Genomic DNA, 23529 nt, shown 5'->3' on the forward strand with positions numbered 1-23529 from the left:
CTATGCAAAATCAGACTGCTCCAAATCTACCCTCGACTCAACTTGGAAAAGCATTGCTTTGTCTTATGACATCAGCATTATTATTTTCCATTATGGGGGTATGCATTCGTTTTGCTTCGCAAACAGTGGACAATGCGACCGTCGTGTTTTTTAGAAATGCAGTAGGTTTATTTATTTTTATTCCTATGCTTTTAAAGCAGGGCTTAGACTTCGTTAAAACCGATAAACTGTGGATGCACACTTGGCGAAGTCTAGTGGGTCTTGCTGCAATGTATGGTTTTTTCTATGCAATTGCGAACTTAAAACTATCAAATGCTATGGTTTTTAGTTACTCATCTCCTATCTTTATTCCACTCATTGCATGGCTCTTCTTAAAAGAAAAAATTACTAAATCGATGATTTTTGCTGCTGTGATTGGACTCGTTGGGGTTTTATTTGTCGCTAAGCCCGACCAAGGTTTATTTAATGCATTATCTTTTATTGGATTGGGCGCATGCTTTTTATCAGCAATGGCTTTTGTGACTGTAAGAGCTTTAACCAGTACAGAGCCGCCTGAGCGTATCGTTTTTTATTTCTGTATTTTTGGTAGTTTAATTTCATCTATTCCAATGTTCTGGCATTGGCGCATTTTCACTTGGCATGAACTGGCCCTGCTCATTGCCGCAGGACTTTTAGCAAACATTAGCCAACTATTTATGTCTTATGCTTATAGCTTAGCGCCAGCAGGACAAATTGGCCCCATGAATTACATTGCTATTATTTTTGCAGGAATATGGGGATTTGTTTTTTGGCATGAATTACCAGATTTATTCAGTATTATCGGCATATTTATTATTTTATTTGCCATATTGCTCTGTAATCCATTTTTGCAGAAAAAGTTACTCTCTCGCTTTAAATAGCAGACAAACCTGATTCTAATTTAGGTACTGTATTCGATACTCATTTGGTGAAATGCCTGTCCAATGACGATAGGCTTTTCTAAAATTAGAAGTATCTGAAAAGCCAATTCTTTCGGCAATTTCATCTACGGTTAAAGTTGTTTCTCGCAAATATTCATCCGCAAGACGGCGCCGAGTTTCATCTAATAACTCCTGATAAGTTAAATCAAAACCTGCCAAGCGCCGATGTAAGGTTCGCTTTGAGATATGTAACCGTTCAGCCATTTCTTGAGCTGATGGAAAAAGCCCCGTTCCATCCAATAATATTAAACGAATCGTTTTTACTAACTCGGGTTCTTCAGCTACTGCTGCACCTAACATCCGCTCACAAAATGACTTACACATGTCCGCAGTAATCGGGTTGGCATTTGGGCAAGGTACTTCGAGCCATTTTAAATCAAAGTGCCATTGCATTACCCCAGCATTAAACTGAACGGGACAATGAAACACTTTTTCATATTCTTCTGCATAGTCAGGTGCTGGATAGGGCAATAAAAGCTTCTTCGCTTGAAATGGTCCTTCAAGCACCCGTTCGATTAAGGTTTGCATAGAGCTAAACCAAAACTCGCACACTAAAGGTAGAAGCGTACCAAGCGCAATAATGTCCTGCCCTTCAAAAACGGCAGCGTCATCTCGCACATAGAATGACTTCTTTAAAATAGGCCCTGCAAGTTTAATATGTCGAATGCCAAGCTCTACCGCTTGTCTAAAATTACGCGAAGAATATAGTGCGTAACCATACACCCCAAAATCTGACAAGCGCTGCTTTTGCCCTGCACGTAGTCCAATTAATGGATCGTGAGATAGTTTTTGAATATTTTGAAATAGTTGAATTTTTTGAACTTGGGAAATATATAAAGAGGATTGATTCATCGTATCTGGCGAAATATTTGTGCCTGATAGAACATCTGATATTGAATGGCCTTGCAAACCCATTTCATCAAATAAACTGGTCAAACCTAGCAAATATGTATTCGAACCTAAGGATGTATTATCATAATTTCCTTCGATAACAACATTTGTATTTTTATAAAGATTATTAGGCATCTAACTCGCACCATCCCTAGAGTGACATGCATAATGGCACTAAACTACCTCTTGTTGTCTCAATTTAACATCGACCATACGACGCTTCAAGCATAAAGTATCATAAGCAAAAGTATGGAAGGAACGATAATGGAAAGCTCCACTTTAAAAGAATATAGCGGTTCTGCCACCGAACATATGGAACTTATTTTTTCCAAACAACGTGCCAATTTTGAGGCAGATCCCTATCCAAGTCTTGAGACACGCCGCACAAAGCTGCATCAACTCAAAAAACAAATCATTCGTTATCAAGATGCATTAGCTGCCGCGATTAATTCCGATTTTAGTTCTAGATCACTTGATGAATCTAAACTATTAGATCTGCTTGGCTCAGTGCTAGAAGCCGATCATGCAATTCATCATTTACGCCGCTGGATGCGCCCAAGTAAACGCCGTACCGAGCTTTTATTTTTATCAAACCGTTTAAGTGTGCAATACCAACCTAAAGGCGTGGTTGGTGTCATTGTTCCTTGGAACTTCCCCGTTTATTTAGCACTTGGCCCGCTCATTGCCGCATTAGCTGCTGGCAACCGAGTCATGATTAAGCTGCCTGAAATTACACCGAATACTAATGCAATGCTTCGACGAATGCTGGCTGAAGTCTTTAATGAAGATGAAGTGGCTGTGTTTGGTGAAGAAATTACAGACCCAGCAAGATTTACCTCTTTACCATTTAACCATATTGTATTTACTGGCTCCCCTGCGATTGGTAAAGTCGTCATGCGAGCGGCCGCTGAAAACTTAACACCTGTTACACTTGAGTTAGGTGGTAAATCACCTGCAATTGTAAGCCGCAACTACCCGCTTGCCGATGCTGCAAAACGTATTACACATGGTAAAGCAACAAATAGTGGTCAAATCTGTGTAGCGCCTGACTATGCGTTGGTTCCAAAAGAAAGTATTGATGAGTTTGTAGAAGCCTCTAAAGCAAGCTTTATAAAAATGTTTGGTCAAAACATTGAAAATAATGAGAATTACACATCGATTGTAAATGACCGCCATTTAAAACGTATTCAAGATATTTTGACCGATGCACAAGAAAAAGGTGCACGTATTATTCCTTGCGACACTTACAGCTTTGACCAACAAGGTCGCAGAATGCCTGTACAGATTGTGCTGAATTGCACGCCAGACATGCGCATTATGAAAGAAGAACTCTTTGGCCCTATTTTACCTGTGGTGGCTTATGATTCTTTAGATGATGCAATTACCTATGTAAAATCGGACGAACGACCTTTAGCGCTTTATTGCTTTACGCATAGCTCAGTAGAACGTGATCGTATTTTACGTGAAACTCATTCGGGTGGTGTGACCATTAATGATTGGGGCTGGCATGTAGTTAACCATGATGCTCCTTTCGGTGGTATCGGAAACTCAGGCATGGGGTCATATCATGGTGAAGAAGGCTTCCGTGAACTTTCACATGCAAAAACTGTTTTTATTCGCCATCGGTTTTTCCCGACTCAGCTTTTCCACCCTCCTTATGGAACATTTCTACAAAAGTTAGCAATTCGCTTTTTCTTGAAAAAAGGCGATCCAAATATTAAGTAACCATTATAAAAAAAGCCTCGTTATGAGGCTTTTTTATAACAAACGACCTGTAATACATCTATTAATTTGTTCTTTTGTTAAATCAAAATCTACAAATCGTGTTTCTTTGGTTTTTTCAAAGGAAGCTGTATTCCTTTAACAGAACAAGCTGCTAATTCTTTAACAAAATCAGTCATTATTTTCTCAATAAATTAATTTATATATATACTAAATAAATTTCCAAATACAAATTTTATTATTTTATAAAATTACTCTTCCAATAATTCAAAATTAAAAAATTTAAAGAAAATTCCATCCTCATCTATTTGTTTTAAGTTATATTTAACACCATCCCAACCATCTAAATTTTTCTCAATATATAAATCTTCAAACTGAGTAAATCTATTACCAAAATCATTCAGATAAAGATTAGTAATATTAAAGAATCTAATTTTTATTTTTTCACTATATATATCTGACAAATCTTTGTCTAAAACCATATCTAAATTATAGACCCCACCAAAGTCATCAAAATACATATTTATAGAATGCACATGATCATATTCAAAAAATTTTCCATTTAAATTATTAACATCACCCACGACTAACTCCCCCTCTCTTTTATTTACTAATATTTTAAGACAAGCATAAATCACTTGAATGTTTATCTGACAAGCATGATTCCTCATAATCAAAAAAAATCTTCTTATCATCTAAATATTTTTTAATTAGAGCATAATTAACCTTTTTAGGTATATTAATTGCATAATAATGTTTACCTTCAAAGCCTTCCCAACCACATAAATAAACCTCCAAAGTAGTTAATATTTTTTCAATACATTTAATATCGTTATTAAAAAATACAATTCTTAATGTTGAATTATTAGATGGCTTTATTAAATCATCAAAATAGAGTTTTTCATTTTCTATTTCAACCTGAATAAGATCATCAAATGCAAGGTTAGGTGCAAAGAAAGGAATACTTCTAACAAAGTATTGATCAGTCTTGTACATCTCTCCCCATATTAACTCTTTTGATAGTTCATTATTTTTATCTAAATAGTCTATTACAATTTTTTGCTTATCCACTACACTTCCTTTTATTTACATATCTTTTTTTCGAATAATATAGATTTTCAAATACTAATTGTCCTTATAGAATTAATCATAATACCCTTCTATGAATATTATAATTGCTTCAACTGGTAAAAATGGTTCTTCTTCATAATTTGGTTCATAAAAACCTATCCCAAATTTAAATGAAGTTAGACCATCTTCATCAATAGCAATATCTTTATCTAATGCAGCCATTAACTTATAAGCTTCAAATGCAGGGAGCCTAGATAACTCTACCTCATTAAAAACAACTTGAGCAGGTTCATAAAATACCAATGCTATAACGTTGTCAGCACTATCATAATCTATATTAATACCTACTTCTTCATAACCATCAGAAGAAAAATTGTTCCCAAAGACCCTAGGCTCATACTCAGAAAAAATCTTTCTTACTTCTTCTCTTTTCATGCCAAACTTAATTAAACAAGCTCCCACGTATGGAGTTATTTCAAACATTATTCCATCTCGATTATTTATTAAGCACTTATTTATTCAACAAGTAATCTCTATATACCATTATCTGATATATATTTCACTATATTGCATACTAATATTGATTGTATCTTAGCTAATTTTTTTCATTCAACTTTATTAATTACTATACCCTTCTGTGAATAGAATGATTGATTCAACTGGTAGCATATAGTCTTCCTCATAAATTGGTACATAAAAACCTATCCCAAATTTAAAAGAAGTTAATCCATCCTCATCAATAGCAATATCTTTATCTAATGAAGCCATTAGCTTATAAGCCTCATATGCAGGGAGCTTAGATAGCTCTATCCCATTAAAAACAACATGAGCAGGTTCATAAAACTCTAATGCTATAGCTCTATCATTACTATCATAATATACATTAATACCAATTTCATCATAGCCATCAGTAGCAGACTCTGAATAAGAATTTCGCCAAAATGCTCTAGGCTCATACTCAGAAAAAATCTTTCTTACTTCTTCTCTTTTCATGCCAAAGTTAATTAAACTAGCTCCCACGTATGGGGTTATTTCAAACATTATTCTTTCTCAACTATTTTTCAAGTCATTAGTAATTCTATAAGTAGTATATATAACAAAATTTACAATTTTTTATCATATCTCTTTTCGAATTTTATTTATATATCACCTATCTCTTTAAGTTAACCTTCTTTTTTTAAGTTTTATCTTTCAATCAGTTCCTACTTTTCAAAATAAAAAAGCTAGGCACTCACCTAGCTTTAATATAAAAAACTATACTCGACTTAAATATAATCAACCTTTTGAGCTTTTAAAATATCAAGCTGCAACATCTTTTTCTTTTTATATTTATAGGCAATAAACAAACCAATAAACCATACTGGTGAGAACTCTAAAGCAATCAGCGTATCATGATCTAAAGCTAAAATTACTATAGTGAAGACTAAAAACAACATCGTCACCCATGCCATGAATAAACCACCTGGCATTTTATACTTTGACTGGATATGTAATTCAGGACTTTTCTTACGATAATAAATATATGAAAGCACTATCAGCATAAATGTAAAAATACATAAAATTGAAGTGAGCGCTGAAATAATCGTAAATGCAGTCATAACATTTGGAACAATAAATAGAATTGATGTCCCAAGGGTCACACAAGCCATTGAAAACACAAGCCCTCTAATTGGAACTTTTCTTTTAGACAGCTTACTAAAGCTTTTAGGCGCATCGTTATCTAAAGCTAAACCATATAACATACGGCTGGTCGCAAAGATTCCACTATTTGCCGAAGATAAAGCTGAAGTCGCAACAACAAAGTTGATTAAACCTGCCGCAATTGGTAACCCAACCAATGTAAACATTTCTACAAACGGACTTTTATCTGGCGATACTTTAGCCCAAGAGGTGACTGCAATAATACAAACCAATGCACCCACGTAGAATAATAAAATACGTAAAGGAATAGAGTTAATTGCTTTTGGAAGTGAGGTATGCGGGTCTTTGGTTTCAGCAGCAGTTGTACCGACAAGCTCAATACCTACAAATGCAAATATGGCAATTTGGAAGCCTGCCAAGAAACCTGTTACACCATATGGGAACATAGATTGTGTTTCAAACAAATGGCTAACCGATGCTTTAACACCATTTGGAGAAGTAAATCCGGTACTAATTAAATAAATACCAGCCAAAATAAACAGAATAATTGCAGTAATTTTGATGAGTGAGAACCAAAACTCTAATTCACCAAAAAGCCGGACGGCCACAAAATTGAGTATCGTTAAGATGGCTAATGATGTAAATGCAGGAATCCAAACGGGTAAATCAGGATACCAAAACTGCATGTACCCTCCGATTACAATCACGTCAGCAATAGCAGTAATAATCCAGTTACACCAATACGACCAACCAAGGAAAAACCCAGCCCACGGACCGAGATAAGCCGTTGCAAAATCTGCGAATGTTTTAAAATTAGTATTCGCAAGCAACAATTCACCCATTGCTCGCATCACGAAGAAAAAGAAGAAACCAATAATTAAATAGGTTAAAACAATTGAAGTACCCGAAACACTTAATGTTTTCCCAGAACCCATAAATAACCCAGTACCAATTGCACCACCAATTGCGATCATCTGAATATGACGATTGGTTAATGAGCGCTGCAATTTCTCCTCTTCTTGCTCAGTCATATGTTGACTACCAAGAAGATCTCCTTCCAGGAACTGCTTTCCGTTATTCTTACTCATGTAATATTTACTCCAATTTATAGCAACCGTCGTAAATGTTTTAATAATAAATAAATTATATGATTATTAATTTAGTCCATTAAATCATGTTAATAATATTATTAAATCACTTAAAACCTTATAAATTCCTTTTTAAAAGCTATTACCTATAACAATAAAAATTAATCATCAATCCTTCCCTTCATTATTATATTAGCCAGCTATTCTCAACATAATTTCAGCAGACAATTAAAATATATAAATGAATTAAATATTTTTATTATCTGTCTTTTATAGAATAGAAACAGGCTAATTAATTCCAGCTCAGCGAGCAAGATTGTGTTTATCCATGTACCAATCTTGCGTTAGCGATAATATAGTATTCCTTCTTAAATTTGGTGAAATGTATAGTAATTTCCGCTTAATTAACAGCCATTCGAAAATGCTCAGTGGCTTTGAGTTTATTGACCACTTCTGGACTCGAAACCTGTTTAACTTGAACACTTAGCACCCGAACTAAAGCGCCATTTTCAATATTCAATTGTTTTGCTTGTTCTTTTGTTAACTGCAATATGTTTTGGTGCGGTTTGCTATACACAAGAATCGAGCGATAATTTTCATAGTCATCATTGGCCACAATGTAAGCTTCATCACCTACCGCAATATTTTCAGGTTGTTCAATTTGGATCGCTACAGACTGACTTTCTTTAATTGCCCGTAAATTTTCGATATCGGCCTGCAATGTCGCCCCACCATCAAAAATATCGACATAGCCTTTATAGCGTAGCCCCTCTTCAAGCAAGAGGTTGTAGGCTGGTCGAGTATTTGGATGAACAATGCCAATCGCGGCTTTAGCATCGTCAGGTAACATATCGACATAGAGTGGATGTCTTGGCATCAGCTCAGCAATAAAAGCCTTTTGCCCGACTCCACTCAAATAATCAGCTTTGGTAAATTCAATATTAAAAAACTTATGCCCTACCGCATTCCAAAATGGTGATTGCCCATTTGCATCGGAATAGCCACGCATTTCAGCAACAATGGTTTCTTCAAAATATTGGCGAAATGCTGACAGAAACAAGAAACGGACTTTAGATAAAAACTTGCCATTTTTATTTAAGCGATAGTCTGGATCTAAAAATAAAGTACAAAGCTCACTACAGTTGGTATGGTCATTACTCAAATACAAAGTAGGTAAAGCGTTATAAACACTTAACGGTTCTGACGCATGAACTTGGGTTCCTACATGAAAGTTGTACCAAGGCTCTTTTAAACCAAGTGCGACTTCAATACCGCAAACACCGACAACTTTGTTGAGTTCACTATCTTCTAAAACAAATAAATAGACCTGATCTGCCTTTGGGAGTTCACCTGCGACAGTTTTACAAGCCCGCTCAATACGAGCAGCAAGTTTTTCCATATTGGGCTGCAAAGATGTCAAACCAAAACCCGCTTTTTGCGCCAACAGGTAAAGGTCATTAACATCTTTAGGTTCAATGTAGCGAATAATCATCATGCTGCTTGTTCATCCTTTTGAATTTCCACAAAGCGAGCAAGCGCACGTTCAAGGCGTTTTAAACCTTCATCAATATCAGCAAATGGAATAATCAAAGACGGTGTAAAACGTAGAACATTTGGACCAGCAATCAAACTCAGTAAACCTTCTTCACCTGCAAGGTTATTAATATCTTTTGCTTTACCAGCAAATTTGTCTTTTAGGGCACAACCAATCAGTAAACCTTCACCACGAATCGTTTCAAAGATTTCATATTTTTCATTTAATTTATTTAAAGCTTTTTTATAGTAGTCATGACGTTCTTTGACACCATTAAGCACTTCAGGCGTATTAATAAATTCAAATACTGCACCTGCAACCGCACTTGCTAACGGGTTACCACCGTAAGTCGTACCGTGCGTACCCACTGAAAAATGTGGAGCAAACTTATCTGTTGTTAGCATTGCACCGACTGGGAAACCACCACCTAATGCTTTTGCAGTCGTTAATACATCTGGAATAACACCAGAGTTCATGTATGCATAAAGTGCACCTGTACGACCAACACCAGTTTGTACTTCATCAAAAATAAGTAAGGCACCAAACTCATCACACAGTGCACGCAAACCTTTTAAAAATTCGACGTCAGCTGGAATAACGCCACCTTCACCTTGGATCGGTTCAACAATGACCGCACATGTTTGCTCATTAATTACCGCTTTTGCAGCGTCTAAATCATTAAAGGCAACATGGTTAATGCCATTTGGAAGTGGTGCAAAGTCTTGAGAATATTTAGGTTGACCGCCCGCTGAAACGGTAAATAAAGTACGACCATGGAAAGCATTGTTAAATGCCACAATGCCACTTTTGCCAGCAACGCCACTGTCTAGACCGACTTTACGAGCTAGTTTTAATGCAGCTTCATTCGCTTCAGCACCTGAGTTACAGAAGAAAACTTTATCTGCAAATGTATTTTCAGTGAGTTGTTTTGCAAGGCGTAGAACTGGTTCATTTGTATAACCATTGCCTACATGCCAAAGTTTTGTTGCTTGTTCTGTTAAAGCATTCACTGCCACTGGATGCGCATGACCTAATGCGTTTACTGCAATCCCGCCTGCAAAATCAATATATTCTTTATTTTCTTGATCCCAGATACGTGAACCTTCGCCACGTACCGGAATGAAATTTGCCGGTGCAAAAACTGGAACCATCCACTCGTTAAAGTCACTACGTGAAACTGCAAAATTATTCATTTTATCTAGTCCATTAAATTAAAATTATGAGGGTTAGCTGATGACCCTATTATTCAAAATCAAATTGATTCACAAAATTTGTAATTCAGTCAAAAATGAATTATTTTTTACCAATTTGATAATTGACAATTACAATATGGATAACATTGATCAAATTATTTTAGGTTTACTTAAAGATAACGCACGGATGTCTGTTACTGAGTTAGCCGAAAAAGTTCACGTTTCACGCGCAACGGTTAAAAAGAAAATCGAGTATCTAGAGTCTTCGGGCATCATTACTGGATATACGGTACGATTTAAACCCAATGCAGAACGAAACGTCATTCGTGCATGGATGAGCATTATGGTTGAAGGCACTAAAGCGCAATCTGTGATTAAAGAACTACGCCTAGAAAGTGCAGTGGAATGTTTGCATAAAACTAATGGCAAATGGGACATTTTGGTCGAGCTACGCTCTGATACTTTAGAAAACTTCGACAAAGTTTTAGAGAGAATCAGGAACATTTCAGGTATTTATAACAGTGAAACCAGCATTCTGCTTGCGAGTCATAAGACCTAATAAAGCCCTTTAATTTCAATCAATAAGAACTCGAAACTGATGAGCTAAACACAAGGTTTGGCTCATCAAGCTGCTCTCGATTAGCAAAATTCCTCTATTGTCTTTCATCAAATCTACTGAATTAGTACAACGATGAGCCTGCTCTAAAAATCTTCAATAATTTTTTAATTTTTTAAAACAATAAAATCAAAAGCTTAAAATCCAATTTGATTTGAATTCTAATTTTTTTCACTCACTCCTCTCATCAAAGCATTTGACAGAAAATTTAAAACATAATACATATAGTATTATATGTTATATGTTAAAAACCTAAGGACAAGGTATAAAAATGGCTAAAACTCAACTAAAACACTTTATTAACGGCGAATATGTTGCTAGCAAAGGAAATGATTATTTCGACTTAGTCAGCCCAGTGACTGGTGAAGTTTATGCACAATCACCGAATGCAACCGAGGCAGAAGTTGATGCGGCTTATGCTGCGGCAAAAGAAGCATTTAAAATTTGGGGACGCAGCACACCTTCAACTCGTCAAAAAGCATTACTGAATTTGGCAGATGCTATTGAAGCAAATGCTGAGCGTTTAATTGAGGCCCAAAGTCGTAATACGGGTCAGTTAAAACACTTAATTGCATCAGAAGAAGTAGGTGCATCGGCAGATCAAGTTCGTTTCTTTGCAGGCGCTGCCCGCTTACTCAATGGCACAGCTTCAGGTGAATATTTAGAAGGTTTAACCTCTTCTATTCGCCGTGAACCAGTTGGTGTAGTTGGTCAAGTTACACCTTGGAACTACCCACTTATGATGGCTGTTTGGAAAATTGCTCCTGCTTTGGCTGCGGGTAACACGGTGGTACTTAAACCAAGTGACACAACACCAGAAAGCACCCTTTTACTTGCAGAAATTGCTGCACCATTTTTCCCTAAGGGTGCACTTAACGTAGTGTTAGGCCAAGCTCAAGTGGGTTCAAAAGTGGTATCACATAAAACCCCTGCGCTTGTTTCTATTACAGGATCAGTTCGTGCCGGATTACAGGTTGCAGCTTCAGCGGCTGCAAATTTAGCAAAAGCTCACCTTGAGCTTGGTGGTAAGGCACCTGTAGTGGTTTTTGAAGATGCCGACATCGACAAAGCAGTTGAAATGATTGCATTAACTGGCTATTTCAACGCAGGCCAAGACTGTACAGCTGCCACACGTGTGATTGTGTCTGAAGCAGTCCATGATGAGTTTTTAAGCAAGTTAGTTGAAGCTGCAAAAAATACACGTTTTGGTGAACCCGATGATCAAGACGCACTTTACGGTCCACTTAACAATGCCAATCAATTAAAGAATGTTAAAGCCTTTATCGATAACCTACCTGCCCACGCCAAAGTTGAAACTGGTGGAAAACAGGCAGACCGTCCGGGCTTCTATTTTGAGCCAACCGTTATTAGTGGTTTAAAACAACACGATGAAGCAATTCAAAATGAAATTTTTGGACCAGTGATTACTGTTCAAAAATTCACAGATGAAAATGATGCCATTGAAAAAGCCAACGACATTGAATATGGCCTAGCTTCAAGTGTTTGGACCAAAGATCATGCCCGTGCAACTCGTCTGTCTCGTGAACTCGATTTCGGTACAGTTTGGATTAATACACACATTCCTCTCACCGCAGAAATGCCACACGGCGGTTTCAAAAAATCAGGTTATGGTAAAGATTTATCTGGCTATGGTTTTGAAGAATATACCCGCGTTAAGCATGTGATGAGTTCAAACGAATAATAAAAATGGACTTTGAAAGGAGATCAAAATGAATAAACAAGAAATGAAAGACTTGGTGAGCAAAGCCCATCACGAGCTATTTAATCTACACGACACAACTGCTCTAGACCGTTATTTTTCTGAAGACTTTGTAGAGCATTCTCCACTGGTTGCAAATGGTCTTTCGGGCCTTCGCCAACTGGTAGAAGATTGTCCCGACATGCAACATGAAGCTGTGCGTGTATTGGCAGATGGCGACTTGGTTGCAATTCATGGCCGCTTTCAGGGATTAGATGAAAACCCTTTAGTTGGTTTTGATATTTACCGAGTGAAAGATGGCAAAATTGTGGAACATTGGGATGGACTGGTGACTGAAGCCGCGCCGAATGTAAGTGGCAGAACACAATTAGATGGCCCAACCGAAATCGTAACTCACCATGATTCAGAGAAAAATCGTGAGATTGTGACCTCTTTCTTTAAGAAGTCATTAATTGATGGCAATTACGAAGCATTTAAAGAATACACCCACAACGATCAGTTCATTCAACATAGTCCAGATATTGGTGATGGTGTTAAGGCAGTCATTGATTTTTTGAACAATATCCGTAATGAAGGACAAGGTTTGGTATACTCCAAAACTCATCGCTCCATTGCTGATGGTCAATTTGTATTGACACATTCCGAAGGAAATATTGCTGGAAATCGACATGCCTATTTTGAACTGTGGCGTGTAGATAATGGCAAAATTGTTGAACTTTGGGATGCAATACCAGCAGTGCCTGAAGATGAACAGGCCGTCCATCAATATGGCGTGTTTTAATTATTTATCCGTTTCATTAAGCTAAGTCACTGACTTAGCTTTTAGAGAATTCGCCATGTCAGCATATACGATAATTTTTGCACCTATCGCTCAGGCAACTCGATCGGAACAAGTTGTAGAACGCTTGGAAAATGCAATTATCTCTGGATTGCTTAAAAGCAATGAACAACTTCCCAACGAGGCGGATTTAGCTCGCTTAATGGGAGTGTCACCCATTACCGTTCGTGAAGCGTTAAATACTTTACGCGTAAAGGGTCTGATTGATACACGACGCGGGCGAAACGGCGGAAGCTTTGTTTGTGAGTTACCACCCGATTTACTATTAAACAAGCATCCTCTACGTCAAGCTTCCAATGAATATCTGGCTGATCTAGGCGAGTTTCATAGTGCAATTTTAAGCCATGGTGCGTATTTAGCAGCACAAAGAACCACTGAATATGAACTGAACAAAATCAAAGAGCTTATTGAACAATTTGAAAAAGCAATTGAAGCAGACACGCGTGCTCAACTTGATTTACGTTGTTTGCTGACACTCACCTCTTTTGCTCAATCAGCTCGACTAGCAAATCAAGAGTTAACCATACAAGCCGAATGGGCGCCGCTCATTGCTGTGCTTTATCAAAATGATCAATTTCATCAATTGGTCGTTGCGCAATACCACCAACTTTTATCATCTTTTGTTCAAGGCAATGAAGATGATGCTGTTATTCAAGCAAGAAAGATTATTTCTATGCTAACGGATCAAATGCTTCGATATAAGTTAACAATCGAATAAAAACAATAAAATAGAGCGCTTATCAAATATCGAGTGAGAAATATGGAATTTTAGGAGTTATAGGAATGACCCAACATTTAGATATAGAAGAGCTTCAAAATTTATTAAAAAATGTTGTTGAGGAAACGACAGCCATTACAGAGAAACTGGCGACCAAAGCGAGTAAAATTCTCTCTAAGCATGAACCTGAAAAAACAAAAGACATTAAGCTTTCAGGTTCAGAACGTTCAGCATTGCAAAAAGAAATTAAAAAGGCGTTACAGGAAAGCCATTACAGTCAAGGGATCGGCTTTGCAAGTTATAGCCCTGCAACGCAAGAAGAACAAGATTATTGGACACTCGAATGGTGGTATAAAAAAGAAAATCAGTTACAACAAGCCAAACTTGAAAACTATCAAAATGCTCAGCGATTTTTAGATTTTCGCTCTTTTGAATGGTTCCATAAACCTGCTCAAAATAAAAGTCCGTGCATCCATGGGCCTTACGTCGATTATATCTGTAATGGTGCGTATACCATTACCCTTGCCCATCCGGTCATGATTCGTGATCAATTTATTGGTGTAATTGCCACCGATATTTTAGTTTCAGCACTCGAAAAACTACTCATGCCGAAGCTGAAAAATATTAAACAAAAAGCAATTGTGATCAACGACTCTTCTCGAGTGATTACTTCAAATGACATCACCATCAGAACAGGCACATTATTTAGAGGACAAAGCCCCGACCAGGTCCTGTCACGACCATGTCAATCTTTTCAACTGGTGGTGATTTAGAGTGAAGTCAAAGATATAAATATTTGACCTTCCTGTAGAGCATCACCAAGGCGAAATAGCCCCTAGTTTTTGTACAAACTTTCTTCAAACAGACTTGTCTATTCAGGTTTAGGGGAAGTTTTGGCTCAAAAATAGCATCGCTTTTCCGGATGAAAAGCAAAACAACGAAATTTGAGGTTGAAATGACATGGAAAATAAAACGTCTTCCTTAAAAAAATTGTCTCTTTGGCAAGTCACAATTATTGGTATTGCCTACATGACTCCCATGACAGTGTTTGATACTTTCGGCATTGTCTCTGGCATTACCAATGGACATGTGCCACTGGCATATTTACTCGCACTAGGTGCCATGCTACTCACTGCTTGGAGCTATGCAAGATTCAGCAAAAATTCAGAAAAATCAGGCTCAGCATATAGCTACACAGCTGAAAGCTTAGGACCTAAAAGCGGTTTCTTTGTCGGCTGGTGTTCCCTACTCGACTATTTGTTATTACCCCTCATTAATGTTTTGCTTGCCGCAATTTATCTCACAGCCCTTATTCCAAGTCTGCCTTATTGGTTCTGGGTGTTTGTGTCGGCTGGCCTAGTCACTTTAGTAAATTGTTTCCGCATTCGGTTACTGGCCAACTTAAGTCTCGTGTTTGTATTTGCACCCATCATACTCATGGTCATTTTTGTGTATTTAGTGATTCAGGGCATTGGCTCGACCCAAGGTTATGAGCATGTGCTTACATTAGCCCCACTCTGGCATGAGCAGCAATCTATACTACCACTCGTTGCGGGTGCCTCAGTTTTGTGCTTTTCGTTTTTGGGCTTTGATGCGGTTACCACGCTTTCAAATGAAACCAAACAGCCGACTAAAAATATTCCCAGAGCAGTCATGTTAACAACACTGGTTGGTGGGTTCATTTTCTTTACGGCAGCTTGGTTTATTCAGCTTTATTTTCCAAATAATCTGCGCTTCCAGCACCCTACTGAAGCACTACCTGAAATTGTGCTGTATGTCGGCGGTGCATTTTTCCAATCCGTATTCTTATGCGGGCAAATTATGAACACTGTCGCCTCTGGCCTTGCCTCTCATGCCAGCGCTTCGCGTTTACTGTATATAATGGGCACCGATAATATTTTTCCTAAAAAGTATTTTGGGACAATTCACATCTCCTTAGGTACACCTTTTTTTTCGGTTTTATTTGTTGGTCTTATTTCAATGTCTGCGGTTTTTCTAGATTTAGCCCAAGTCGTAAGCCTCATTAGCTTTGGTGCTCTAGTTGCGTTTACAGCTGTAAATTTCTCAGTCTTTATGAAGTTTTATATTAAAGATAAACAGCGCTCTGGGTTTAAAAATAAATTTCTAAACCTCTTTTTACCGCTTTTATCCGTCATCAGCATTATTTGCCTCTGGCTTAACCTTGATTCATCTTCACTTACTTTTGGATGTTTCTGGTTATCGTTAGGGATTCTTTTATTTATCTATAAAACGATTAAAAAACAAAGTATTGCGATTAGTAATGCTTATTAATTTTTAAGGAACTTCGTCATGAAAATTATTTCTAAACCTCAACTTTTAAAAGACGTGCAATATAAACCAAGTAAATCTCTACAAATGGGCAAAGAGTGGAGCTGGTTAAATCCCAAACATGCAAAATTTGACACAACAAATGTAGAAGATGCAGCAGTAGATAATCCAGCCAACTACTATGAAAGCTCACTTTCTGATTGGCATTCATTTGACAGTTTACAAGCTGATATTGAATGCGATGTGGTGGTTATTGGCGGTGGTTTATTAGGCTCATCTAGTGCATTACATTTAGCTGAACAAGGCGTAGATACGGTCTTATTAGAAAAAAATCGCATTGGTAGTGCCGCTTCTGGCAGAAATGGCGGACAACTTACCCCCGGTTTAGCTCGCTGGGAAGCTCAAGAAATGGCCGATCGCTTAAGCTATGAAGATGCCAAAAAGCTCTGGCATTTTACCTCTACAGAAGCCATGCAACTTATTGATGACATCTCAGAAAAATACCAGCTCAACTTTGACCGAAAAAATGGTCACATTACCGCCGCCGTTCATGAAGGACATTTGGTTGGTTTAACACAAGGCGCCGATGCTCGAAAATATTTAGGTGAAGACCATACGCGCATTGTGGGTAAGCATGAACTCATGGACTTTATTAAGTCGGACTACTATACAGGTGGTTTAATTGATGAGTTAGGTGGACAAATTCATCCTTTAGCTTTAAACCGTGGCTTAATTTATGGCTTTTGCCAAAATGGCGGTACTGTTTATGAACAAACAGAAGTCATTTCAATAGAAGAAAAAGCAGATGGTATTTATGTTCAAACAGCAAATGCTGTCGTAAAAGCTAAAAAATCTGTGGTGTTAGCGGTACACCATGCTTCATTTAAACTTTTATCAGAGCAAAGCAATACTACTATTCCGTTTTACACCTACGTTGCGACGACTGCCCTGCTAGAGCTTGATATCAAAGAGCTTCTGCCATTTGAGCATCCTGTTTATGACACTCAGTTCCAGATTGATTACTACCGTCCCGTGTTTAACAACCGCTTATTGTTTGGTGGTCAAGGTACAGGAACATGTTGGGGACCAGAGAAAACATTAAATTATCTAGAACATCGAATTCATACGGTTTTCCCACAAATTAAAAATCTAGAAATGGATTTTGTCTGGAGTGGAACAACTGATTTAACTGTAAATGGTGCTGTAGACAGCCGTAAGTTTGGCAATAAATTTCCAATTTATGCTGTTCACGGTTGGAGTGGTCACGGCGTTGCACAGACTGTACGCATTGGTAAAGCCATTGCAAATGACTTTGTTGGGCAATCTAATGACTTCGAGATGTTATCTAAAATTGACCATCAAAATATTATGTTTGGCCGTACCCTTGCTCCCGTTGTCATTCCGCTCGCAAAAAGTATGTATGGCATCGGTGCAATGATTAACCCGGGCAAAATGGTGTCTTTCTAATTTATAAAAACATCATTTTTCTAAAAAAGGATTCGTATAGCTTTGTACGAATCCTTTTTATTTAACTGAGTAAAATCCTTTTCAAATTAGGTTATCCCTAGCCAATCCATTACAATAGCGCCAGCTTTTTTATTCAGCGCATATATTTTGAGCAACTCATCTTCCCAATTAAAACGTGGACTTAAAAATCGCCACATCCAGCTAATCGCTATGGGTGGCGCTGTCGGGACAGGTTTATTTTTAGGCTCTGCACAAGTCATCCAGTCTGCTGGCCCTTCTATTATTTTAGGTTATGCCATTGTCGGTTTGGTCGCATTTTTAATTATGCGCCAAATGGGTGAAATGATCGTAGAAGAACCTGTGGTCGGTTCCTTTAGTTACTTTGCACAAAAATATTGGGGAAGATTCCCCGGTTTTTTATCGGGCTGGAACTATTGGGTGGTTTACATTCTGGTCGCGATGACCGAACTGACAGCCGTTGCTAAATATGTGCATTACTGGTGGCCTCATATTCCTGCTTGGATATCAGCCTTATTTTTCTTTGTTTTAGTCACGTGTTTGAACTTAGGCAACGTTAAATTTTATGGTGAATCTGAGTTTTGGTTAGCCATTATTAAAGTCGCTGCGGTCATTGCCATGATCGTGTTTGGCTTATATTTATTGCTCACCGCAGGTAGCGATTCTATCGCTAGCTTTTCAAACCTCTGGCAGCATGGTGGATTTTTCCCGCATGGGTTCTCGGGCCTGTTTTATATGCTCGCCTTCTTAATGTTTGCTTTTGGTGGTATTGAACTGATTGGGATGACTGCTGCTGAAGCTGAAAATCCTGAAAAAAGCATTCCACAAGCCATTAACCAAGTCATCTTTCGAATCTTGGTTTTCTATGTTGCTTCGCTTGCCATCATCATGTCGCTTATTCCTTGGAATCAGCTTGACCTTGGTGGCCTAGATAAAAGTCCGTTTGTGATGATTTTTAGCCAGCTTGGTATTGGTTGGGCAGCGCATTTGCTTAACTTTATTATTTTAACGGCTGCACTGTCTGTTTATAACAGCGGTATGTACGCAAATAGTCGTATGTTATATGGCCTAGCAGTACAAGGCCACGCATCCAAAATTTTTACAAAAGTGAGTAAACAAGGTGTTCCAACACCTGCTGTTATCTTTTCTTCTATTCTGATTTTTGGTTGTGTATTACTGAACTATTTTATCCCAGAAGCAGCTTTAAGTTATCTCATGTACATGGCTGTGGCTGCACTGGTTTTAAACTGGGCAATCATTAGCTTTACCCATTTGAAGTTTAAACGTGCCATGAAACTTGAAGGTAAAGTTGTTAAATTCCCTGCACTATTTTCACCCTTGAGTAATTATATTGTTTTGATTTTTATTAGCATGATTTTATATATCATGTGGACTCAAGGATTTGAAAAATCAGTTATTTTAATTCCAATCTGGATTGCATTCATGTTTGGATTATATAAATTTTTGAGTTGGAAAAAATCACTCTAATCTTCAAATAAGGCTTATCCTGTTTGGATAAGCCTTTTATCATTGAATAGCTCATTTCACTAAGTAACTTCCGAAAATCTTCTCAAAAAACCATTCACATTTTATTCATTATTATTAAATTGTTCTCTGCTAGACACATTAATATGTAACCCTAAGTCATTCTAAACATTGGTATTTAATGAGATAATTATTAAAGTACAAGTGTTTACATGATCTATAAATATTTGTGTCAATGTTCAGCTAAAATCAAAGCAGACCAGTTTATCGTTACAATCACTCAATAGGAAAAGACACTTCATCGAAAGACAGGTTCTTTACCCACTTTACTGATTTAGCGCCGCCAACTGTGTCACTCAATGATGAAAGACAGGAAATTTTATGGAAAAAGCTCTGCAATGTCCTAAGTGTGGTTCTACCGAAGTTGAAGCACGTGACCATGACAAATTACTTAGAACAACTGGCGGTGTTTTACTGACAGCTGCTGGTACAACCGCAGGCACTGTAGGTGGTGCTGCAACTGGAGCTTCAGTTGGTGCAGCAATTGGTACGCTTGCTGGACCTTTAGGTGTGATTGTTGGCGGAACTGTAGGAACTTTTGTCGGTGCAATTAGCGCAGGCATTACTGGCGGTGTAGTTGGCAATATTTTTGGTAAAAAAGCGGGCGTGATGATCGATAAAAATATTTTTCAAGATTATCGCTGCCTAAAATGTAAATACCGCTTTAAGCAAAAGAAGTAAAACGAATTAAGTAGGAGAACTAGTTGCTCTAGCTCTCCTACTTAACCAAAAAATTTATAAAACCTTCCGGAAGAATAATTTTATATAGCGCTCCATATAATTAATATATGAAGCAGCCTTTTTTTAATAAAGTAAAACTTTAGCTAAGACTTTAATTTACTTAGCTACGACTCCATCTTGTTGATACTTTGGTGAACGTGGGCCATATAGCAACCCCATACCCGGATTATAAGTCGTCGGGGTAAAAAGTTGAGTATTTACCATACTCGCTAATGGATAAGCCCGATCATTAAAGCTGCCAGCAATCTGTTCAACTAAAGCACCGACGACCATTCCGATTAAACCCGCGTTGCCATCATTACTTGCTTGAACAAGTTTTTTCTCACCTGTCCAAATCACATCTCCAGTTTTTAAATCAACGAGCTTTGCATCAGCACTTACTGTCGCGACACTTTGAATGACTTGATATTTAGAGCCATATTCTTTAATTCGAATATATAAAGCAGCATCTGCGCCAAAAATCTCTTGTAATTTCTGAGGTGAGATAGACTGAGCATCGCTGCCATTAGTAACACCATTCTCTTTAAACATATTGTCTACAACAGAGATTGGAAAAACGTAATAGCCAGCTTCTGCAACAGGCGCCACCACAGTAGGCCAATAACTATAAGTCGCTTTTACATCAGGCGAATCATTGACTGGCGGCAATACCAAAATCGATTTTGGCATATGCGCTTTATAAGCCGTAATATCTTTATTGGGCGGTGGAGTAACAGCACATCCCGTAAATGCAAGGCTAGAAATAACCAAACCAGCAATTAAAAATTTCTTAATCATGATTTTGTATACCCACCATTCACATTCATTTTTTGCAATAAACGATCCATTAAAACTGTAGACTCTGGATATACTTGACGTTCAAGCTGGAAATACTCGATTGCTTTTTGAGAATTATTTTCTTGCAAATATAATAATCCCAAATGAGCATATAAACCTGGTGGAACAGCTAAGCCCTTGCCTTTAGTTTTTTCAATCTCAGCTTCTAATTTTGTGATTTGCGCACTTGGTGTAGCTTTTTCAGGTGCGTTATACATCAAATAGGTTTGATGAGTATAAGTTCCCCAATTATATAAAGGCTGAGGACCAGCAGCACAACCAACCAATCCCATAGCAAGAAAACTGCTTAAAAGAATTTTTTTCATTTAACACATATCCAAAATTATTGAACTGACCAACGGTTATTTTGAATATCTGTCACAAGATTATTAACTGCTTCACGAACAGCTAAATCGAGTACTTTGCCATTTAAAGTAGAATCATAAGAAGCTGTAGAGCCAAAACCTAATACTTCACGAGCACCTAATGCATATTCACCTGCACCTTGTACTGAATGCACAACTTCTGATGTTTTTACATCAACAACATTTAAATTAACTTTTGCATAAGCAACTTGCTCTTTACCGCGCCCTAAAATACCAAATAATTGCTGATCGCCTACTTCTTTACGACCAAACTCAGATACATCACCAGTAATGACATAACGAGCGCCTTTAATAGATTGGCTTGTATTGCTATAACCAACTTCTTGTTTAATCTCAGATAAGTTGTCGCGATTTAAAACTGTAAAATAACCAGTTTGCTGTAAATGTGTCTCAAGAATAGTTTTCGCCTGCCCACCTAGACGATCTACATTGTCAGAAAAAACACCTCTCATATAACTAGAGCGATTATCAAATTTACCAATAGAAACTGGAGCTTTTACTCCCGTATATTTAATTTGTGATGTAGCTACAGTTACTTGTGGGCTTTGGATCGTTCTTGAAGTTTCAGTAGTTGAACACGCAATTAAACTAAAAGAACTTAACGTAGTAATGATTAATATTTTTTTCATGGTTACTCTATAATGGTTACAAAATATAAAGAATACATATTATATACAAAAAAACTGTCAAACAATCTAATAATTTAACCGTTAAGTAAAAACACTATTTTTATTTTATGAAGATTTAATTAGTGAAAAACTCCTATTGTTATAAGAGCTTTTCGAGTTTAGTTAAAGTGATATCTATCTGAAAGTATTCAAAGTAATTTTACAAAATATTATAAATATAATGATAAATCGAGCAGCGATTATTACTGGCCTAAGCTAAGATTTTTAGTATCTTTTCTTAGCTCTGTTCTCACCACACCTACCCTAAATTAATAAAAAAATAATCTAAAAGCCTTCCTCTTTCATCTGGCTTGTTTGGATCTAAAAGCTGAACCATTGCCCCATCTATCACAAACAAGAACATGTGAGCATCTTGTTTTGAAGCATTTGTATTGGTTATTAAAAGTAAATTATAGATTTCATTAATAAACCAGTTTCGATATTCAACGACCACCTGATACGCCTTGGGATGTGTTTTCGCAATTTCAAAAATAGCTTTAAAAGGCAAATGATAGAGTCCGTCTAAATCGGCATGTAAGTAATAAATTTTGCGAAGCTTTTCAAGCAGAGTTAAGTCTTTTTGAACATGAATGATTGAAATTACCTCATGTTTTAGCCCATCTTTTTGAAAGGTTAAACTCATTTGAATTAGCCTTTCTTTTGAATGAAAGTAATTATAAAAAGTGGCTTTGGGAACTTTTGCTGACTCAATAATTCGGTCGACCCCGACATTGTGAAAGCCATAGTTGTTAAAAAGATATCGAGAGGTATGAAGCACACTTAAAGCACGAAATGGGAGATCTGAATGTGGCATAGTTTTACCGTTATAAAATAAATTCTTGTTTTATATAAATGAGATAAAAATACCTTTACTCTTTTTAAGCAAAAAAAGGCATAGCAAAGCCCATAAAGACTGTGCTTGGCACATCTCAAGTTTTATTGTTGATGCAAGTTTTTAGACGAAGTGATTTAAAGCCTGACAATGTTTAGATCATCAAACTGCTTTAAAAGTTTAAGTTGTGTCGTTATAGCTTTTGGCAAAGGCTGCCAAGAAATTAAGAATGTGCAAAGCCAACTCCTTTTTTATTGGGAGTTCTGCCGACATTTATAGAATTATGGTGGCAGAACGAAAGAGGGTTGACAGACTGGCTTCAAGAACCCAGCACGCACGAAGGCGTCCCCCTTCCGTCCTACCGCTACAAAAAGGGAGACGAGTGGGTCTACATTAAAAAAACGAGTTTTTTCAATGTACTTGAAGAACAGCCTGTCAAAGCCGGCTGGCAATGTGGCCAGCAGGCAAAGGATAAGCTTCACATTTATTTCAGTCAAGCACACAAATGACATTTGCTTTAAATTAGATCATTAAAAAGTAAGGATAAATAATGAGTAAGTGATTGTTAAATGGGGGTTTATAACGGGATTGAAATTTATAAAGATATATTAGTTTCGACAGGTAAGATTAGAATATAAAAATGGTAAAGGATATAGAAAAAATTCAGTTCAAATTAGATTTACTACTAAATTTAAAACCGCAATAAAGTACCAATATTACTGCAAAGCTAATAAGCATGCTTCACACGATAAGCTTTTTAAGCTGAACAACTCAAT

At 37.1% G+C, this 23529-nt stretch carries 23 protein-coding genes and 1 pseudogene; 11 read left to right on the forward strand and 13 right to left on the reverse strand.

Annotation, left to right across the window (positions count from 1 at the left end; translation table 11 throughout):
• Window positions 1-2 precede the first annotated feature (2 nt).
• On the forward strand, window positions 3-899 hold the full coding sequence (locus MMY79_RS13725; RefSeq protein ID WP_252609424.1) for a DMT family transporter: 897 nt from the start codon (window positions 3-5) through the stop codon (window positions 897-899).
• Window positions 900-914: 15 nt separating this feature from the next.
• Here MMY79_RS13725 and MMY79_RS13730 read toward each other — a convergent pair whose 3' ends face one another.
• Complete coding sequence (locus tag MMY79_RS13730) at window positions 915-1985, reverse strand: AraC family transcriptional regulator (RefSeq protein WP_252609426.1); 1071 nt, start codon at window positions 1983-1985, stop codon at window positions 915-917.
• 129 nt (window positions 1986-2114) lie between these two features.
• Between MMY79_RS13730 and MMY79_RS13735 the strand changes: the two genes are divergently transcribed.
• Window positions 2115-3575 (forward strand): coniferyl aldehyde dehydrogenase, encoded by a 1461-nt coding sequence (locus tag MMY79_RS13735; RefSeq protein ID WP_252609428.1) that lies wholly within the window; start codon window positions 2115-2117, stop codon window positions 3573-3575.
• Between the two features lie 33 nt (window positions 3576-3608).
• On the opposite strand, the pseudogene MMY79_RS13740 reads toward MMY79_RS13735, so the two are convergent.
• The 8 genes and pseudogenes from MMY79_RS13740 to MMY79_RS13775 all read right to left on the reverse strand — a co-directional run.
• Window positions 3609-3695 (reverse strand): annotated as a pseudogene (locus tag MMY79_RS13740) (SMI1/KNR4 family protein); the annotation flags it as partial.
• Window positions 3696-3823: 128 nt separating this feature from the next.
• A complete protein-coding gene (locus MMY79_RS13745) occupies window positions 3824-4156 on the reverse strand; it encodes a hypothetical protein (protein WP_252609430.1) in 333 nt (110 codons plus the stop codon).
• 34 nt (window positions 4157-4190) lie between these two features.
• Complete coding sequence (locus tag MMY79_RS13750; protein WP_252609432.1) at window positions 4191-4643, reverse strand: DUF4265 domain-containing protein; 453 nt, start codon at window positions 4641-4643, stop codon at window positions 4191-4193.
• A 72-nt stretch (window positions 4644-4715) separates the two neighbouring features.
• Window positions 4716-5126 (reverse strand): hypothetical protein, encoded by a 411-nt coding sequence (locus tag MMY79_RS13755; protein WP_252609434.1) that lies wholly within the window; start codon window positions 5124-5126, stop codon window positions 4716-4718.
• A gap of 135 nt (window positions 5127-5261) precedes the next feature.
• On the reverse strand, window positions 5262-5684 hold the full coding sequence (locus MMY79_RS13760) for a hypothetical protein (protein WP_252609436.1): 423 nt from the start codon (window positions 5682-5684) through the stop codon (window positions 5262-5264).
• Between the two features lie 224 nt (window positions 5685-5908).
• Window positions 5909-7372 carry an amino acid permease gene (locus MMY79_RS13765; RefSeq protein ID WP_252609438.1) on the reverse strand — a complete coding sequence of 488 codons (1464 nt, stop codon included), beginning with the start codon at window positions 7370-7372 and terminating at the stop codon, window positions 5909-5911.
• A gap of 400 nt (window positions 7373-7772) precedes the next feature.
• Window positions 7773-8867 (reverse strand): arginine N-succinyltransferase, encoded by a 1095-nt coding sequence (gene astA / locus MMY79_RS13770; protein ID WP_252609440.1) that lies wholly within the window; start codon window positions 8865-8867, stop codon window positions 7773-7775.
• Complete coding sequence (locus tag MMY79_RS13775; protein ID WP_252609442.1) at window positions 8864-10099, reverse strand: aspartate aminotransferase family protein; 1236 nt, start codon at window positions 10097-10099, stop codon at window positions 8864-8866. The genes astA and MMY79_RS13775 overlap by 4 nt, the downstream gene beginning before the upstream one ends.
• A 136-nt stretch (window positions 10100-10235) precedes the next feature.
• Here MMY79_RS13775 and MMY79_RS13780 point away from each other — a divergent pair, with 136 nt between their 5' ends.
• From MMY79_RS13780 to MMY79_RS13820, 9 genes are all read left to right on the forward strand, one after another.
• Complete coding sequence (locus MMY79_RS13780) at window positions 10236-10658, forward strand: Lrp/AsnC family transcriptional regulator (RefSeq protein WP_035366510.1); 423 nt, start codon at window positions 10236-10238, stop codon at window positions 10656-10658.
• Window positions 10659-10986: 328 nt separating this feature from the next.
• A complete protein-coding gene (locus tag MMY79_RS13785) occupies window positions 10987-12417 on the forward strand; it encodes a gamma-aminobutyraldehyde dehydrogenase (RefSeq protein ID WP_252609444.1) in 1431 nt (476 codons plus the stop codon).
• 28 nt (window positions 12418-12445) lie between these two features.
• The gene (locus tag MMY79_RS13790; RefSeq protein WP_252609446.1) at window positions 12446-13216 is read left to right on the forward strand and encodes a nuclear transport factor 2 family protein; all 771 of its coding nucleotides are present in this window, start codon (window positions 12446-12448) and stop codon (window positions 13214-13216) included.
• A 55-nt stretch (window positions 13217-13271) separates the two neighbouring features.
• Window positions 13272-13991, forward strand: a complete 720-nt coding sequence (locus tag MMY79_RS13795; protein ID WP_252609454.1) for a GntR family transcriptional regulator — start codon at window positions 13272-13274, stop codon at window positions 13989-13991.
• Window positions 13992-14056: 65 nt separating this feature from the next.
• The gene (locus MMY79_RS13800; RefSeq protein WP_252609456.1) at window positions 14057-14764 is read left to right on the forward strand and encodes a cache domain-containing protein; all 708 of its coding nucleotides are present in this window, start codon (window positions 14057-14059) and stop codon (window positions 14762-14764) included.
• Window positions 14765-14951: 187 nt separating this feature from the next.
• Window positions 14952-16283: an APC family permease gene (locus MMY79_RS13805; RefSeq protein ID WP_252609458.1), complete on the forward strand. Its 1332-nt coding sequence runs from the start codon at window positions 14952-14954 to the stop codon at window positions 16281-16283.
• Between the two features lie 18 nt (window positions 16284-16301).
• A complete protein-coding gene (locus tag MMY79_RS13810; protein WP_252609460.1) occupies window positions 16302-17747 on the forward strand; it encodes an FAD-dependent oxidoreductase in 1446 nt (481 codons plus the stop codon).
• A gap of 147 nt (window positions 17748-17894) precedes the next feature.
• Window positions 17895-19253, forward strand: a complete 1359-nt coding sequence (locus MMY79_RS13815; protein ID WP_252609461.1) for an amino acid permease — start codon at window positions 17895-17897, stop codon at window positions 19251-19253.
• A gap of 378 nt (window positions 19254-19631) precedes the next feature.
• On the forward strand, window positions 19632-19991 hold the full coding sequence (locus tag MMY79_RS13820; RefSeq protein WP_252609463.1) for a hypothetical protein: 360 nt from the start codon (window positions 19632-19634) through the stop codon (window positions 19989-19991).
• 156 nt (window positions 19992-20147) lie between these two features.
• Here MMY79_RS13820 and MMY79_RS13825 read toward each other — a convergent pair whose 3' ends face one another.
• From MMY79_RS13825 to MMY79_RS13840, 4 genes are all read right to left on the reverse strand, one after another.
• Entirely contained in the window at window positions 20148-20828 is a 681-nt protein-coding gene (locus MMY79_RS13825) for a GNA1162 family protein (protein WP_133974643.1), read from the reverse strand.
• A complete protein-coding gene (locus MMY79_RS13830; protein WP_252609465.1) occupies window positions 20825-21193 on the reverse strand; it encodes a DUF4810 domain-containing protein in 369 nt (122 codons plus the stop codon). Before MMY79_RS13830 ends, MMY79_RS13825 begins: the two co-directional genes overlap by 4 nt.
• A 17-nt stretch (window positions 21194-21210) precedes the next feature.
• Window positions 21211-21882 carry a CsgG/HfaB family protein gene (locus MMY79_RS13835; protein ID WP_252609467.1) on the reverse strand — a complete coding sequence of 224 codons (672 nt, stop codon included), beginning with the start codon at window positions 21880-21882 and terminating at the stop codon, window positions 21211-21213.
• A gap of 298 nt (window positions 21883-22180) precedes the next feature.
• The gene (locus MMY79_RS13840) at window positions 22181-22735 is read right to left on the reverse strand and encodes a TetR/AcrR family transcriptional regulator (protein WP_252609469.1); all 555 of its coding nucleotides are present in this window, start codon (window positions 22733-22735) and stop codon (window positions 22181-22183) included.
• Between the last annotated feature and the right edge of the window lie 794 nt (window positions 22736-23529).

Source organism: Acinetobacter sp. XS-4 (assembly GCF_023920705.1).
Lineage (GTDB): Bacteria > Pseudomonadota > Gammaproteobacteria > Pseudomonadales > Moraxellaceae > Acinetobacter.